20 protein-coding genes are annotated in these 12,970 nt (G+C 37.6%); 19 read left to right on the top strand and 1 reads right to left on the bottom strand.

Annotation, left to right across the window (positions count from 1 at the left end; genetic code table 11):
* Positions 1 to 4 precede the first annotated feature (4 nt).
* The 15 genes from infA (at position 5) to BM157_RS06825 (ending at position 9,965) form a co-directional block, all read left to right on the top strand.
* Entirely contained in the window at positions 5 to 223 is a 219-nt protein-coding gene (gene infA, locus BM157_RS06755; protein WP_012738595.1) for a translation initiation factor IF-1, read from the top strand.
* A 136-nt stretch (positions 224 to 359) separates the two neighbouring features.
* Positions 360 to 473: a 50S ribosomal protein L36 gene (gene rpmJ, locus BM157_RS06760; RefSeq protein WP_082421663.1), complete on the top strand. Its 114-nt coding sequence runs from the start codon at positions 360 to 362 to the stop codon at positions 471 to 473.
* A gap of 306 nt (positions 474 to 779) precedes the next feature.
* Positions 780 to 1,154, top strand: a complete 375-nt coding sequence (gene rpsM / locus BM157_RS06765; RefSeq protein ID WP_022204422.1) for a 30S ribosomal protein S13 — start codon at positions 780 to 782, stop codon at positions 1,152 to 1,154.
* Positions 1,155 to 1,193: 39 nt separating this feature from the next.
* Positions 1,194 to 1,589 (top strand): 30S ribosomal protein S11, encoded by a 396-nt coding sequence (gene rpsK / locus BM157_RS06770; RefSeq protein WP_022432687.1) that lies wholly within the window; start codon positions 1,194 to 1,196, stop codon positions 1,587 to 1,589.
* Between the two features lie 20 nt (positions 1,590 to 1,609).
* A complete protein-coding gene (gene rpsD, locus BM157_RS06775) occupies positions 1,610 to 2,203 on the top strand; it encodes a 30S ribosomal protein S4 (protein WP_022501124.1) in 594 nt (197 codons plus the stop codon).
* Positions 2,204 to 2,353: 150 nt separating this feature from the next.
* Positions 2,354 to 3,322, top strand: coding sequence for a DNA-directed RNA polymerase subunit alpha (locus BM157_RS06780; protein WP_022501123.1), 969 nt, complete (start codon positions 2,354 to 2,356; stop codon positions 3,320 to 3,322).
* A 93-nt stretch (positions 3,323 to 3,415) separates the two neighbouring features.
* A complete protein-coding gene (locus BM157_RS06785) occupies positions 3,416 to 3,952 on the top strand; it encodes a bL17 family ribosomal protein (protein ID WP_022501122.1) in 537 nt (178 codons plus the stop codon).
* A 264-nt stretch (positions 3,953 to 4,216) separates the two neighbouring features.
* Positions 4,217 to 5,071, top strand: a complete 855-nt coding sequence (locus BM157_RS06790) for an energy-coupling factor transporter ATPase (RefSeq protein ID WP_022501121.1) — start codon at positions 4,217 to 4,219, stop codon at positions 5,069 to 5,071.
* A gap of 50 nt (positions 5,072 to 5,121) precedes the next feature.
* Positions 5,122 to 5,982 (top strand): energy-coupling factor transporter ATPase, encoded by an 861-nt coding sequence (locus tag BM157_RS06795; protein ID WP_055177325.1) that lies wholly within the window; start codon positions 5,122 to 5,124, stop codon positions 5,980 to 5,982.
* A gap of 32 nt (positions 5,983 to 6,014) precedes the next feature.
* Positions 6,015 to 6,818 (top strand): energy-coupling factor transporter transmembrane component T family protein, encoded by an 804-nt coding sequence (locus tag BM157_RS06800; RefSeq protein WP_055177156.1) that lies wholly within the window; start codon positions 6,015 to 6,017, stop codon positions 6,816 to 6,818.
* A 283-nt stretch (positions 6,819 to 7,101) separates the two neighbouring features.
* Complete coding sequence (truA, locus tag BM157_RS06805; RefSeq protein ID WP_055306846.1) at positions 7,102 to 7,839, top strand: tRNA pseudouridine(38-40) synthase TruA; 738 nt, start codon at positions 7,102 to 7,104, stop codon at positions 7,837 to 7,839.
* Positions 7,840 to 8,154: 315 nt separating this feature from the next.
* Positions 8,155 to 8,583 (top strand): 50S ribosomal protein L13, encoded by a 429-nt coding sequence (rplM, locus tag BM157_RS06810; RefSeq protein WP_022501117.1) that lies wholly within the window; start codon positions 8,155 to 8,157, stop codon positions 8,581 to 8,583.
* A gap of 31 nt (positions 8,584 to 8,614) precedes the next feature.
* Positions 8,615 to 9,019, top strand: coding sequence for a 30S ribosomal protein S9 (rpsI, locus tag BM157_RS06815; RefSeq protein ID WP_022501116.1), 405 nt, complete (start codon positions 8,615 to 8,617; stop codon positions 9,017 to 9,019).
* A gap of 171 nt (positions 9,020 to 9,190) precedes the next feature.
* Entirely contained in the window at positions 9,191 to 9,421 is a 231-nt protein-coding gene (locus BM157_RS06820) for a hypothetical protein (RefSeq protein ID WP_055287312.1), read from the top strand.
* The gene (locus BM157_RS06825; protein WP_090140434.1) at positions 9,411 to 9,965 is read left to right on the top strand and encodes a zeta toxin family protein; all 555 of its coding nucleotides are present in this window, start codon (positions 9,411 to 9,413) and stop codon (positions 9,963 to 9,965) included. Before BM157_RS06820 ends, BM157_RS06825 begins: the two co-directional genes overlap by 11 nt.
* Before the next feature lie 87 nt (positions 9,966 to 10,052).
* Here the strand turns inward: BM157_RS06825 and BM157_RS06830 are convergent, their stop codons facing one another.
* Entirely contained in the window at positions 10,053 to 10,730 is a 678-nt protein-coding gene (locus tag BM157_RS06830) for an AraC family transcriptional regulator (protein ID WP_318255846.1), read from the bottom strand.
* 233 nt (positions 10,731 to 10,963) lie between these two features.
* Between BM157_RS06830 and BM157_RS06835 the strand changes: the two genes are divergently transcribed.
* The 4 genes from BM157_RS06835 (at position 10,964) to BM157_RS06850 (ending at position 12,938) form a co-directional block, all read left to right on the top strand.
* Positions 10,964 to 11,449, top strand: coding sequence for an RNA polymerase sigma factor (locus tag BM157_RS06835; RefSeq protein ID WP_008818014.1), 486 nt, complete (start codon positions 10,964 to 10,966; stop codon positions 11,447 to 11,449).
* Complete coding sequence (locus BM157_RS06840; protein WP_090140471.1) at positions 11,442 to 12,146, top strand: zf-HC2 domain-containing protein; 705 nt, start codon at positions 11,442 to 11,444, stop codon at positions 12,144 to 12,146. The genes BM157_RS06835 and BM157_RS06840 overlap by 8 nt, the downstream gene beginning before the upstream one ends.
* Before the next feature lie 158 nt (positions 12,147 to 12,304).
* Positions 12,305 to 12,763, top strand: coding sequence for an RNA polymerase sigma factor (locus tag BM157_RS06845; protein ID WP_023921375.1), 459 nt, complete (start codon positions 12,305 to 12,307; stop codon positions 12,761 to 12,763).
* Positions 12,741 to 12,938 (top strand): helix-turn-helix domain-containing protein, encoded by a 198-nt coding sequence (locus BM157_RS06850; RefSeq protein ID WP_005921293.1) that lies wholly within the window; start codon positions 12,741 to 12,743, stop codon positions 12,936 to 12,938. The genes BM157_RS06845 and BM157_RS06850 overlap by 23 nt, the downstream gene beginning before the upstream one ends.
* The last annotated feature ends 32 nt before the right edge of the window (positions 12,939 to 12,970 follow it).

The following is a 12,970-nucleotide window of genomic DNA, read 5'->3' on the forward strand; positions in this document are numbered from 1 at the left end:
AAATATGTCAAAGGCAGATGTAATAGAAATCGAAGGAAAAGTTGTTGAGAAGTTACCTAATGCATTTTTTAAGGTTGAACTTGAGAATGGACATCAGATACTTGCAACTATCAGTGGAAAGTTAAGAATGAACTTTATCAGAATTCTTCCAGGCGATAAGGTAACAATAGAGCTTTCTCCATATGACCTTACTAAGGGAAGAATTATCTGGAGAGATAAGTAATTATTTCAAAAAACATCTAAAAATATATAATATTTTTGTGCAAATTTTTTTGTTTTAAATTGCAATTTTAACTTGCATTTAAAAATATGACTATGCTATAATAGTCAACGAACTTGTCTGAAAGGAGGCTTTTGCAGTGAAGGTTAGATCATCAGTTAAACCAATTTGTGAAAAATGCAAAGTCATTAAGAGAAAGGGTAGAATCATGATTATTTGTGAGAACCCTAAGCACAAGCAGAGACAGGGTTAATCCTTATGGAGAGAAGTAGCTGATACTTCTCATGTTTGTGCGTTATGATATCGATATCACTAGTTGATGTCATAACATTGATGTTTGTTCTATTAATCACTATGATAGACAGACAATGTAGTTTTGCGGCTGCAGCGATGAACCACCCGGCTAAGTTGTAAGGTGGACATTGCTATTTTATATAGTAGTTGTTATGGCAACGCACACATTTCAGACGGCAGGCAACTGACGGGCTGCGTATGTATAATCACTACACGGTAATTTATTAATAACATATATATTTGATTAACGGAGGTTAAAGAACACATGGCTCGTATTTCAGGTGTAGACTTACCAAGAGAAAAACGTATCGAAATCGGACTTACTTATGTTTATGGTATTGGACGAGTTAGAGCAACTAAGATTCTTGCAGAGGCTGGTGTTAATCCAGATACTCGTGTTAAGGATTTAACAGATGAAGAAGTTGCAAAGATCGCTAAAGTTATAGATGCAGATCCAGAGCATTTAGTAGAAGGTGACTTAAGAAGAGAAGTTGCCATGAACATCAAGAGATTAAAGGAAATCGGATGTTATAGAGGAATTCGTCATAGAAAGGGTCTTCCAGTTAGAGGTCAGAAGACTAAGACTAATGCAAGAACTTGCAAGGGACCTAAGAAGACAGTAGCTAATAAGAAGAAATAATAATTGTTAAATTGTTAAACTCACAGGAGGTTATTTATCATGGCTCAGAAAGTTACAAAAAAAGTGACAAAGAAGCGTGTTAAGAAGAACGTTGAAAGAGGACAGGCACATATTCAGTCATCTTTCAATAATACAATCGTTACTTTAACAGATGCAGAAGGTAATGCTTTATCTTGGGCATCAGCAGGTGGACTCGGATTCAGAGGATCTAAGAAGTCTACTCCATATGCAGCACAGATGGCAGCAGAGACAGCAACAAAGGCTGCTTTAGTTCACGGATTAAAGTCTGTAGACGTTATGGTTAAGGGACCAGGTTCAGGTAGAGAGGCAGCTATTCGTGCCCTTTCAGCTTGTGGTCTCGAAGTTACAAGTATTAAGGATGTTACACCAGTTCCACATAACGGTTGTCGTCCACCAAAGCGTAGAAGAGTTTAATTTAGGGAGGTAAGATTACAATGGCAGTTAATAGAACACCTGTGCTCAAGAGATGTAGATCTCTTGATTTAGATCCTTTATATTTAGGAATAGATAAGAAGTCTAGAAGAAAGGCTAAGAATGCTGGAAGAAAGATCAGCGAATACGGATTACAGCTTCGCGAAAAGCAGAAGGCTAAGTTCATCTATGGCGTATTAGAGAAGCCTTTCAGAAATTATTATAAGAAGGCTGAGAAGCAGAAGGGTATGACTGGTGAGAACCTTATGATTACTCTTGAACTCAGACTTGATAATGTTATCTTCAGATTAGGTTTTGCTAGAACAAGAAAAGAAGCAAGACAGATCGTAGACCACAAGCATGTACTTGTTAATGGCAAGTGTGTAAACATCCCTTCATACTTAGTTAAGGCTGGAGATGTTATTGAAATCAGAGAAAAGTCAAAGTCTTGTGCTAGATACAAGGAAGTACTTGAAGCTACTAACGGAAGATTAGTTCCAGAGTGGTTAGAGTCTGACAAGGAAGCACTTAAGGGTACTGTTAAGTCATTACCTACAAGAGAAGCTATTGACGTTCCTGTAAACGAGATGCTTATCGTCGAGTTATATTCTAAGTAATCCATTAATTAAATGTTTAGACGTTTCAGTTTGCAGGTTGCTTGTGGACAGATACGTTTATATAAGACAACAGAATGCTATATATGCGTTCTGTTGTCTTATGGATAGAAGGAATAAACTTATTAAAACCCATAAAAGGAGGGGCTATACATGGTTGATGCAGATTTTAATTTCAAGATGCCAAAGATTGAGATGACTGAGCAGTCAGAAGATGGAAAGTATGGTAGATTTGTCGTTGAACCGCTCGAAAGAGGTTATGGACTTACTCTTGGTAATTCTTTAAGAAGAATTATGCTTTCTTCATTAGTTGGTACAGCAGTAAGCAGTATCAAGATTGAGGGCGTTCTTCATGAATTCAGCTCAATTCCTGGTGTTAAGGAAGATGTTACTGAGATAGTGATGAACATCAAGCAGTTATCAATCAAGAACAATGGTAATTCCGTTGAGCCTAAGGAAGCTCATATTGAGTTCGTAGGCGAGGGTGTAGTTAGAGCATCTGATATTCAGGTAGACCCTGATATAGAGATTATTAACCCAGATCTTGTTATTGCACATCTTAATGGTGCAGACAGCAAGTTAATTATGGAACTTACAATCACTAACGGACGTGGTTATGTAAGTTCAGAAAGAAATAAAAAAGAAGACCAGCCAGTTGGCGTTATCGCTGTAGATTCAATCTACACACCAGTAGAGAGAGTTAATATGGCTGTTCAGAATACACGAGTAGGTCAGGATACAGATTTTGACAAGCTTACACTTGATATATTTACTAATGGAACAATAGCTCCAGATGAGGCATTAAGCCTTGCAGCTAAGGTTCTTAGTGAGCATCTTAAGGGCTTCATTAACCTTTCAGAGAATGCTGCTAACGCAGAGATTATGGTTGAACAGCAGGTTGATGAGTCAACTAAGGTTCTTTCAATGAGTATTGAAGACCTTGAATTATCAGTTCGTTCATCTAACTGTCTTAGAAGAGCAGGTATCAACACTGTTGAAGAACTCTGCAATAAGACACCAGATGATATGATTAAGGTTAGAAACCTTGGTAAGAAGTCTTTAGATGAGGTGCTTTTAAAGCTTAAGCAGTTAAATTTACATCTTAGATCTAGTGAAGACTAAAAATTAAAGCGTAATATTAGAGTTTGTAGAAAAAACATCTATACAGTAAGACCATATGCGCGTGTATAGACGTTACAAATGGAGGTTAAATCAATGGCAAAGTATAGAAAGCTTGGTAGAACATCAAGCCAGAGAAAGGCTTTATTAAGAAGCCAGGTAACAGCTTTAATCGAGAATGGTAAGATTGTTACAACAGAAGCAAGAGCTAAGGAAGTTCGTAAGCAGGCTGAAAAGCTTATTACACTTGCAGTTAAGGAAAAGGACAACTACGAAACAGTTACAGTATCTGCTAAGGTTGCAAAGAAGGATGCTGATGGCAAGAGAGTTAAGGAAGTTGTTGATGGCAAGAAGGTTACTGTATATGAAACAGTAGAGAAGGAAATCAAGAAGGATCTCCCTTCAAAGCTTCACGCTAGAAAGCAGATGGATAAGGTTCTTTACAAGGTGACAGAAGTTCCTGCTGATGCTGCTGGAAAGAAGAAGAATACTAAGACTGTTGACCTTACTAATAAGTTATTTGACGAAATCGCACCTAAGTATGCTGACCGTAAGGGTGGCTACACAAGAATCGTTAAGATTGGCTTAAGAAAAGGTGATGCAGCAATGGAAGTTCTTCTTGAATTAGTATAATTACATCATTGCGTATTATTAGCGGATATGGGGTAACTCATATCCGCTTTTTTAAGGTTGAATTACATATTAGAAAGTTTTGTATTTTTTCACGTTATTTCAATGAATTTAGTATATAAAATTGATTTTTATAAAGTTATATAGTAATATGCAATTATTTGAAAGAAAGAATAAAAATGTATCATTACAGGGGAATTATCTGTGAAGATATAATATCAGCAAGTATGTCCGGAAATGTCTGGAATACTGGAACAGGAGACTGTTATGGGAATAGTAGAAGCGAAGAATTTGACATTTGAATATATAAGACGAGACGAAGAGGGTAATGTTGAGGGGATAACTACAGCAGTTGATAATGTAAATATAGATATTAAAGCAGGAGATTTTGTTGCAGTGCTTGGACATAATGGTTCAGGCAAATCAACATTTGCCAAGCATCTTAATGCCCTTGTTATGCCGACAGAGGGAACAGTGTATGTTGATGGAATGGATACTAAGGACAGCGGCAATACACTTTCAATAAGACAGACAGCAGGAATGGTATTTCAGAATCCGGATAATCAGATAGTTGGTACACTTGTAGATGAAGAGGTAGGATTTGGACCAGAGAATATAGGAGTTCCAACAGAAGAAATATGGGAAAGAGTAGAAAAAAGCCTTAAGGCGGTTGGAATGTATCAGTTTCGTAGTGCTTCTCCTAATAAGCTTTCAGGTGGACAGAAACAGCGTGTCGCAATAGCAGGCATAGTAGCTATGAAACCTAAATGTATCGTGTTAGACGAGCCTACAGCAATGCTTGATCCTCTTGGAAGAAAAGAAGTATTAAATGTTCTTCACGAGCTTAACAGAAAAGAAAATGTTACTATAATACTTATAACGCATTATATGGAAGAAGTAATAGATGCAGATTATGTGTATGTAATGGATGGTGGAAAGCTTGTAATGGACGGAACTCCAAGGCAGATATTCACACAGGTTGAGATGTTAAAGAGTATGAGGCTCGATGTGCCACAAGTGACGGAACTTGCTTATGAATTAAAAAAGGCAGGTCTTCCTATTAAAGATGGCATAATAAGAAATGAAGAATTAGTGGAAGAATTAAAAAGACTGGATAAATAAAAATGATGTTACTGCCAGTGGGCAGAATGTACATTAGAATGGAGAGTGCAATGTCAATAATTGTTGATAAAATCAGTTATGTATACGAAGCAGGAACAGGCTTTGAAAGACGAGCTCTGGACAATGTGTCGTGTGCAATTAATGACGGAGAATTTGTAGGTCTTATAGGACATACGGGTTCTGGTAAGTCCACATTTATCCAGCACCTTAATGGGCTGCTTAAGGCGACAGAGGGACATATATATTTTAATGGACAAGATATATATGATGCTGGATTTAATATGAAAGAATTAAGAAGCAAGGTCGGACTGGTATTCCAGTATCCAGAACACCAGCTTTTTGAAACAGACATATTTAAAGATGTGTGCTTTGGACCTAAGAATTTAGGTTTATCAAGACAGGAATACGAGCTTAGAGCCTTTGAGAGCTTAAGACTTGTCGGGCTTGATGAGAATCTTTATTATCAGTCGCCATTTGATTTGTCAGGCGGACAGAAGAGGAGAGTTGCAATAGCTGGCGTGCTTGCTATGAAGCCGGAGGTTCTTATATTAGACGAACCAACAGCAGGACTTGACCCTAAAGGAAGGGATGACATTTTAGACTGCCTTAAATACTTAAGGGAAGAAACTGGAATTACTGTAATCCTGGTATCTCACAGTATGGAAGATGTAGCCAAATATGTTGACAGAATTATGGTTATGGATGATGGCGTATTAAAATATGATGATACACCACAAAATGTATTCAGACATTACAGACAGTTAGAGCAGATAGGACTTGCAGCACCACAGGTTACTTATATAATGAATGACCTTATAAGGGCCGGAATAAATGTAAATCCAGATGCAATAACAATTGCGGAAGCAAAAGAAAGTATTCTGTCACATTTTAAGCATAATGCAAAGGCGTAGCGGTAATATTAACAGGCAGGAATGGAGATTGTATGATTAGAGATATAACAATTGGACAATATTATAAAGCTGATTCTGTCATTCACAGATTAGACCCAAGAGTTAAGCTTATGGGTACTCTTATCTTTATAATTTCGTTGTTTATGGGAATGAATATATGGATATATGCTGTTGTCACGGTAGCATTGGCGGTAGTTATTAAAATGTCCAGAATTCCTCTCAAATTTATGGTTAGAGGACTTAAATCAATAGTAATACTGATTATTATAAGTGCGGTGTTTAACCTGTTTCTGACACCGGGAGACGTGCTTATACAGATATGGAAGCTGACAATAACTTATCAGGGTCTTAAAATGGCTATATTTATGGTTGTAAGGCTTATATATCTTATTGTAGGCACATCATTGATGACACTTACTACAACGCCTAATAACTTAACAGATGGTCTTGAGAAGGGGCTTGGATTTCTTAAAGTTATCAAAGTACCAGTTCACGAGATAGCGATGATGATGTCGATAGCATTAAGATTCATACCAATTCTTATAGAAGAAACTGATAAGATTATGAAAGCACAGATGGCAAGAGGTGCGGATTTTGAGAATGGAAGTCTTATAAAGAGAGCCAAAGCAATGGTTCCAATACTTGTTCCATTATTTGTGTCAGCCTTCAGAAGAGCCAATGAGCTTGCAATGGCTATGGAAGCAAGATGTTATCACGGTTCAGAGGGCAGGACAAAGATGAAGCCTTTAAAATATGAAAAGAGAGACAGAATTGCCTATATCAGTATGGTTCTGTACCTTGGAGTGATTATCATTGTCAAGATTATAGCTGCATAGTAAGTCGCTAAAAGGGGCTGTAGCACGAAGCATTATTTATATAGTAGGAAGTCAGGAAATGTTGTATTAACCTACGTATTATATAGATTATGTCTGAGGTGGCAGTCCCTTTTATGTTAAGAAGTGAGGAATTAGAGAGAAGTGTGCAGAAAGATTAATGACAAGTATGTAAAGAGATTAGAGAGAAGTACGCGGAAAGATTAATGACAAGTATATGAAGATATTAATAGGAAGTGTATGTATCTATTAATAATAAGTGTGTAAAAAAATTAAGGAGGAGTGAATGAAAAGAATAAGATTAAGGGTTGCATATGATGGTACGAATTATTCGGGCTGGCAGATACAGCCTAATGCACCGACAATTGAGAAAAAGCTTGATGAAGCTATATACGCACTTACAGGTGAAAATGTCCATGTAACAGGTGCAAGCAGAACCGATGCAGGAGTTCACGCATTAGGAAATGTCGCTGTATTTGATACAGCTTCAAACATACCGGCAGACAAGTTCACATATGCACTTAACAGGTACCTTCCTGAAGATATAATAATACAGCAGTCAGATGAGGTAGAATCTGATTTTCATCCAAGACACTGTGATACAAGAAAGACATACTGCTACAGGATACTAAATACGGAGTTCGGACTTCCTAAGAAACGTAACTATACATGGAATGTACCAGGGAATATTGATATTGCTAAAATGCAGGAGGCGGCAGCGTATCTTGTAGGAGAACACGATTTTAAAAGCTTCTGTTGTGTGCGTACACAGACAGAAACAACCGTAAGGACAATATATTCGCTTGATGTAGATAGAAAAGGTGATGAAATATTAATAACAGTTACAGGTAATGGCTTCTTATATAATATGGTAAGAATAATAGCAGGAACGCTTATACAGGTCGGAAAAGGGAAATTTAATCCAGAGTATGTAAAGGAAATGCTTGATGCAAAGGACAGGACACAGGCAGGCCAGACAGCACCACCGCAGGGACTTACGCTTATGAGAATAGAGTATCTGTAATTCTTGATATTTGTAATTGTGATAATCTAATACATAGTTTATATTTTTAACTCAGGCTGTTGATAAATATATTGCAGAATAAAATCTTTGTGGATAATTTCCTCAAAATTATATGGTAAAAATACATTTTCTGATTGACACACAAGGCTGTGTGTTATATAATTCTTTAATGTGACGTGATAAGTGCGCCTTGACATAAGTTAATCAGAATTAGGTGTTTCACCATATGCCCCGGAGAAGCATTTAATATATATTAACATTTATTTAATTAGAACAATTAATTATGCATTTAAGCAATATTTAGGAGGAAAACTAATGAGTACTTATATGGCTAGTGCATCTAACATCGAAAGAAAATGGTATGTTGTAGATGCTGCAGATTATACATTAGGTCGTTTAGCATCACAGGTTGCTGCTGTATTAAGAGGTAAGAATAAGCCTACTTATACACCATTCCTTGACTGTGGTGACAATGTTATCGTAATCAACGCTGAAAAGATTAAGGTTACAGGTAAGAAGTTAGATCAGAAGATTTACTACAATCACTCAGATTATGTAGGTGGTATGAAAGAAACAACTCTTAAGGAGATGATGGAAAAGCATCCAGAAAGAGTTATTGAACTTGCTGTTAAGGGTATGCTTCCAAAGGGACCTTTAGGAAGACAGATGTACACAAAGCTTCATGTATATGCAGGTCCAGATCATGAACAGGCAGCTCAGAAGCCAGAAGTTTTAAAGTTTTAATTAAAGGACATATCATAAGGAGGAATTAACAGTGGCTAAGAAAGCAAACGGAAAGTTCTACGGAACAGGTAGAAGAAAAAGCAGTATTGCTAGAGTATATTTAGTACCAGGTAATGGTAATATTACAATAAATAAGAGATCACTTGATGAATATTTCGGTCTTGAAACACTTAAGGTTGTAGTTAAACAGCCATTAGTTCTTACAGAGACAGCTGACAAGTATGATGTAATCGTTAACGTACACGGTGGCGGATACACAGGTCAGGCTGGTGCTATCAGACACGGTATCTCAAGAGCTCTTCTTCAGGTTGATTCAGAAGAATACCGTCCATCACTTAAGAAGGCTGGTTTCTTAACAAGAGATCCAAGAATGAAGGAAAGAAAGAAGTACGGTTTAAAGGCAGCTCGTCGTGCTCCTCAGTTCTCAAAGAGATAATATTTACAATCCAAAGCGTCTTATGGCGTTTCAGAAAAGTATATTACACCTCGGAATTTCGGTTCCGGGGTGTTTTTTTATATAAAATGTGATAGAATATATTATAATAGTTAAGTATTAAGTGTAATTAAAAAGCTATTTTCGTATTAATTAGAATGGAGAGATATTTATATGACAACTGTAAGCACAAAGAGTGGTAGAATTATAAAAGTTGTATCCAGAGAAGAAGAGAAGAGTACATTGACTGAATCAGACAGTGAAATGGACGAAAGAGCGGTTGAAGCTGTTAAGGCAGCGATAAATAAAGCTAAGATTTGTAAAAAACCTATAGCAGGTTATGATAAAGAAAAAAAGCGTGCTTATGTAGAGTATGCGAATGGGGAAAGAAAGTATGCAGAATAGAAAACCGATGATTCTTGTATTAGCAGGACCAAATGGCTCGGGGAAAAGTACAATAACCACTTTTTTTGATAAAGTTGGTAAGTATACTAATGCTGATGATGTTGTTGCGACTACAGGAATGAATAATATGGAAGCTGCTGTTTTGGTTGACAGGATGAGATATGAATCAATTGCCAAGAAAGAAGATTTTACATTTGAAACAGTCTTGTCATCTGAACATAAGTTAAACATTTTAAGAAAAGCAAAAGAAGAGGGATATTTTATAAAATGTGTATTTGTGTTGACAGTTGACCCACAAATTAATATTGCCAGAATAGAATCTCGTGTGGCAGCAGGTGGACATAATGTTGATAGCAGTAAAGTTATTGAAAGATATTATAAATCAATTAATAACATAAAAGAGTTACTTGATATATGCGATATTATGCATGTTTATGATAATACCAAATCACCAGAAAGAATTATTCGTAAGCATAAAGAAGAACTATCAATATATCCAAATGAATATTGGAGTGAACAGGATATATTAGGATTGATGGAATAATGTTGTTGTTATCTTATCTTGGAATACCAATACAATTTATTACACACCAGAATTTCGGTTCTGGTGTGTTTTTTGACATTAATTACATTAACCCTTCATCTGCATCCTATACTTAAGCGGTGAAACAAGGAATTCTTTTTTAAATGAATAACTAAAGTAGCTGGTACTTTTAAATCCGCATTCATATGCAATTTGATCTATTGGTTTGTCAGTATTTGACAGTAAAACTATAGCATGTTCTAATCTTACCTTAGATAAATATCTTGAAAAAGCTTCTCCTGTATTTTGTTTGAATAGCCTTGAAAAATGAGAGCTGGAAAAGCTAAATAATTTACAAATATTATCCACATTTATATCAGTCATATAATTAGAGTCTATATATCTCATAACATCATTGATATTTTTGTTTATTTTCTTGCCCTGACTGCCGTTTATATCATGAGATAACTCATGCTCAATAATAAATATAATTAAGTATGTAAGCAATGCCTTTAATTTAGAATCTGAGTATGGTGAATTAATATTATACTCAGTCAGCATCTTTTCAAAAATATTCCGGACAACTTGCTGGTCTTCCTGATTCAGAATGTGGTATTTTTCAGCGTAGAATCTGTTAAATGCAACAGCAGATATTTCTGACTTTATATAATCAGCTATATCAAATGAATATTTAATAAGTATGCTGTTATGCGTTTCATTGCTGGTATAAATGCTCATGTACGGTAGAGAAGCACAAAGCAAAACAAGGATAGCCAGCCCTGCCACTATTCCGAAGTCAGGGGAACGCAATAGAAAAATTCATAGCTGTATGCTATACTTAATTAGCATTTGAACATATCAAGCTGACACAGCAATCTCTTTACTTGCCGTTAATGCGCGTCTACCAATAGTCCGCACAAAGCAAGAGTAGCGTAAAGGTATAAAAATTTCAAACTTCTTTGTAACGAAATTCCGTTTTCTCCGTCTAACCCATGAAGCTGAAGGAGGTGATGACAAGTATGGACTATGAAAAGCTCTATAAAGCCTACTATTTACAGGTATACTCGTATACTATTTCTCTTGCCAAAAATCGTGAGATAGCAGAGGAAATCACGCAGAACACATTCTATAAGGCTGTTTCTACAACATCACAATTCAAAGGTAAGTCAGATGAATTGACATGGCTCTGCTCCATAGCAAAAAACCTTTACCATGATGAAATGCGAAGCCGTCAGCGAGTAGCTGATGTGAGTGAAATCAATGACTTGCCATCAAATGAAAATGTTGAGAACTCAGTTGCAGATTCTGACATGGCGTTCCGCATACACCTCGTTCTTCACCGTTTGGAAGAACCATACAAAGAAGTCTTTCAGCTTCGCGTATTCGGGGAACTATCTTTTTCACAAATCGCTGCAATTTTTGGAAAAACAGAATCATGGGCGAGAGTTACTTATCATCGTGCAAAGCTAAAAATTCAAGAAAGGATGGATGAAAAGCATGAGTAAACAATGCGATATTGTTCGAGATATTCTTCCGCTGTATGTTGACGGTGCTTGCAGCGAAGCAAGCGCAGAGATGGTAAAAGAGCATTTGAACGCCTGTGCTGACTGTAACGCAATTTATCAGAAATTGCTTTCTCACACGAGCGAAGATGTTCTTCACGAAGAAAGCGAAAGCGTTATTATGCGCCATGAGGCAAAAGAAAAGCAGAGAGGCAGAAAAAAGATAACGATTGCTGTTCTTGTTTCCATCGCTCTTTGTATCATTGCAATTTTTACAGCTCTCTTTCTGTTACCTATAAACATTGCTTATGAGCCTGTCAAAATCGACTTCCCATTTGAGGTTGAAGATGTCGAAAACGTTGAAATGTACCACTATGACGGAGTGCCTGCATCAGCAGAAAAGAAAGTAGTTGTTGCTGAAAATGATATAAAGACCCTGTATGATAAGTTCAATGGCTTATCCCTAAAAGACAAAACGACTGAGGAAACTGCCGGAGCAGATGTGACCAGCTTTAGATTTAACCTCTCAGATGGAACAAGCTACGATTTGATTTACGCCTGCTATGGGGTTAAAAACGGCGAATTGAAGTCAGCAGCAGGCGGTTTTAAGTATTTCACAAGTGCGGATATCGGCTCTTATTGGAACAATTTGAATACGGAACTTGAGGCAATTCCTATCAATGAGAGTGAATTGCCGTGAGCAGATAGCAAACCCAGCCGAGCCTGTCAACGGTCAAGATGAACGGCGCAAATGCGCCGCCGTTGACAGCCCCGCCCGTCTTTGCTGTTCGGTAATCAAGAGGGCGACAGCACAAGATGCTGCCGCCCTCTGCCATTATTCAGAAAGGGGGATTTTCCATGACCGAACACGAAAAGTATCAAGAACATATCCGGCATACACACGATGCCTTTTGCAAGACTGTTATTCGCCACGCTGCCATAGACGCAGCCCGGAGCATACGGAGCCGCCGCAAGCGGGAAATCTCGCTTGAATATCTGATAGAAGAAAAACACTATCCATTCAGTACCACAGATAAATACTTTGCGGAGCAATCCGGCATGACCAGCTATCCGCTTTTCGTCTGTGGTCAGATGGTGCTTTTGGAAAGTCCAGAGCTTGCCGCAGCCCTGTCCGCACTATCACAGATGGAACAGGAAATCATTTTCTTGTACTACTTCCAACGATTGACGCATAGGGAGATTGGACGGAGATATGGACGGGCTGGCAACACAACCGGGCGGCGTATTCAGATGATTTTACGGCGGCTACGGGCAGAGTTGGAGGGTTTGTCCTATGAGCCAGCTACTTCCCTATGAGACAATCGTTAAGGCAAGCGAGGGCGACCCGGAAGCTGTTGCCGCCGTCCTATCCCATTATGCGGGATATGTCCGCTCTTGTGCGAAAATGGACGGACAGATTAACACGGATATGCAGGAGCATATCGTCAGGCAACTGATAGAAAGCCTGTTGAAGTTCCGCTTTGACCGCTAAACAGAAAAGTTGTATAATTAGAGCCTGACAAA

Origin of the sequence: [Lactobacillus] rogosae (genome assembly GCA_900112995.1) — a bacterium.
Lineage (GTDB): Bacteria > Bacillota > Clostridia > Lachnospirales > Lachnospiraceae > Lachnospira > Lachnospira rogosae.

What these genes read in the sequence shown, in the direction of transcription:
- infA (WP_012738595.1), top strand. Translation starts at nt 5, where the DNA reads ATGTCAAAGGCAGATGTAATAGAAATCGAAGGAAAAGTTGTTGAGAAG.
- rpsM (WP_022204422.1), top strand. Translation starts at nt 780, where the DNA reads ATGGCTCGTATTTCAGGTGTAGACTTACCAAGAGAAAAACGTATCGAA.
- rpsK (WP_022432687.1), top strand. Translation starts at nt 1,194, where the DNA reads ATGGCTCAGAAAGTTACAAAAAAAGTGACAAAGAAGCGTGTTAAGAAG.
- rpsD (WP_022501124.1), top strand. Translation starts at nt 1,610, where the DNA reads ATGGCAGTTAATAGAACACCTGTGCTCAAGAGATGTAGATCTCTTGAT.
- BM157_RS06780 (WP_022501123.1), top strand. Translation starts at nt 2,354, where the DNA reads ATGGTTGATGCAGATTTTAATTTCAAGATGCCAAAGATTGAGATGACT.
- BM157_RS06785 (WP_022501122.1), top strand. Translation starts at nt 3,416, where the DNA reads ATGGCAAAGTATAGAAAGCTTGGTAGAACATCAAGCCAGAGAAAGGCT.
- BM157_RS06790 (WP_022501121.1), top strand. Translation starts at nt 4,217, where the DNA reads ATGGGAATAGTAGAAGCGAAGAATTTGACATTTGAATATATAAGACGA.
- BM157_RS06795 (WP_055177325.1), top strand. Translation starts at nt 5,122, where the DNA reads ATGTCAATAATTGTTGATAAAATCAGTTATGTATACGAAGCAGGAACA.
- BM157_RS06800 (WP_055177156.1), top strand. Translation starts at nt 6,015, where the DNA reads ATGATTAGAGATATAACAATTGGACAATATTATAAAGCTGATTCTGTC.
- truA (WP_055306846.1), top strand. Translation starts at nt 7,102, where the DNA reads ATGAAAAGAATAAGATTAAGGGTTGCATATGATGGTACGAATTATTCG.
- rplM (WP_022501117.1), top strand. Translation starts at nt 8,155, where the DNA reads ATGAGTACTTATATGGCTAGTGCATCTAACATCGAAAGAAAATGGTAT.
- BM157_RS06820 (WP_055287312.1), top strand. Translation starts at nt 9,191, where the DNA reads ATGACAACTGTAAGCACAAAGAGTGGTAGAATTATAAAAGTTGTATCC.
- BM157_RS06825 (WP_090140434.1), top strand. Translation starts at nt 9,411, where the DNA reads ATGCAGAATAGAAAACCGATGATTCTTGTATTAGCAGGACCAAATGGC.
- BM157_RS06835 (WP_008818014.1), top strand. Translation starts at nt 10,964, where the DNA reads ATGGACTATGAAAAGCTCTATAAAGCCTACTATTTACAGGTATACTCG.
- BM157_RS06840 (WP_090140471.1), top strand. Translation starts at nt 11,442, where the DNA reads ATGAGTAAACAATGCGATATTGTTCGAGATATTCTTCCGCTGTATGTT.
- BM157_RS06845 (WP_023921375.1), top strand. Translation starts at nt 12,305, where the DNA reads ATGACCGAACACGAAAAGTATCAAGAACATATCCGGCATACACACGAT.
- BM157_RS06850 (WP_005921293.1), top strand. Translation starts at nt 12,741, where the DNA reads ATGAGCCAGCTACTTCCCTATGAGACAATCGTTAAGGCAAGCGAGGGC.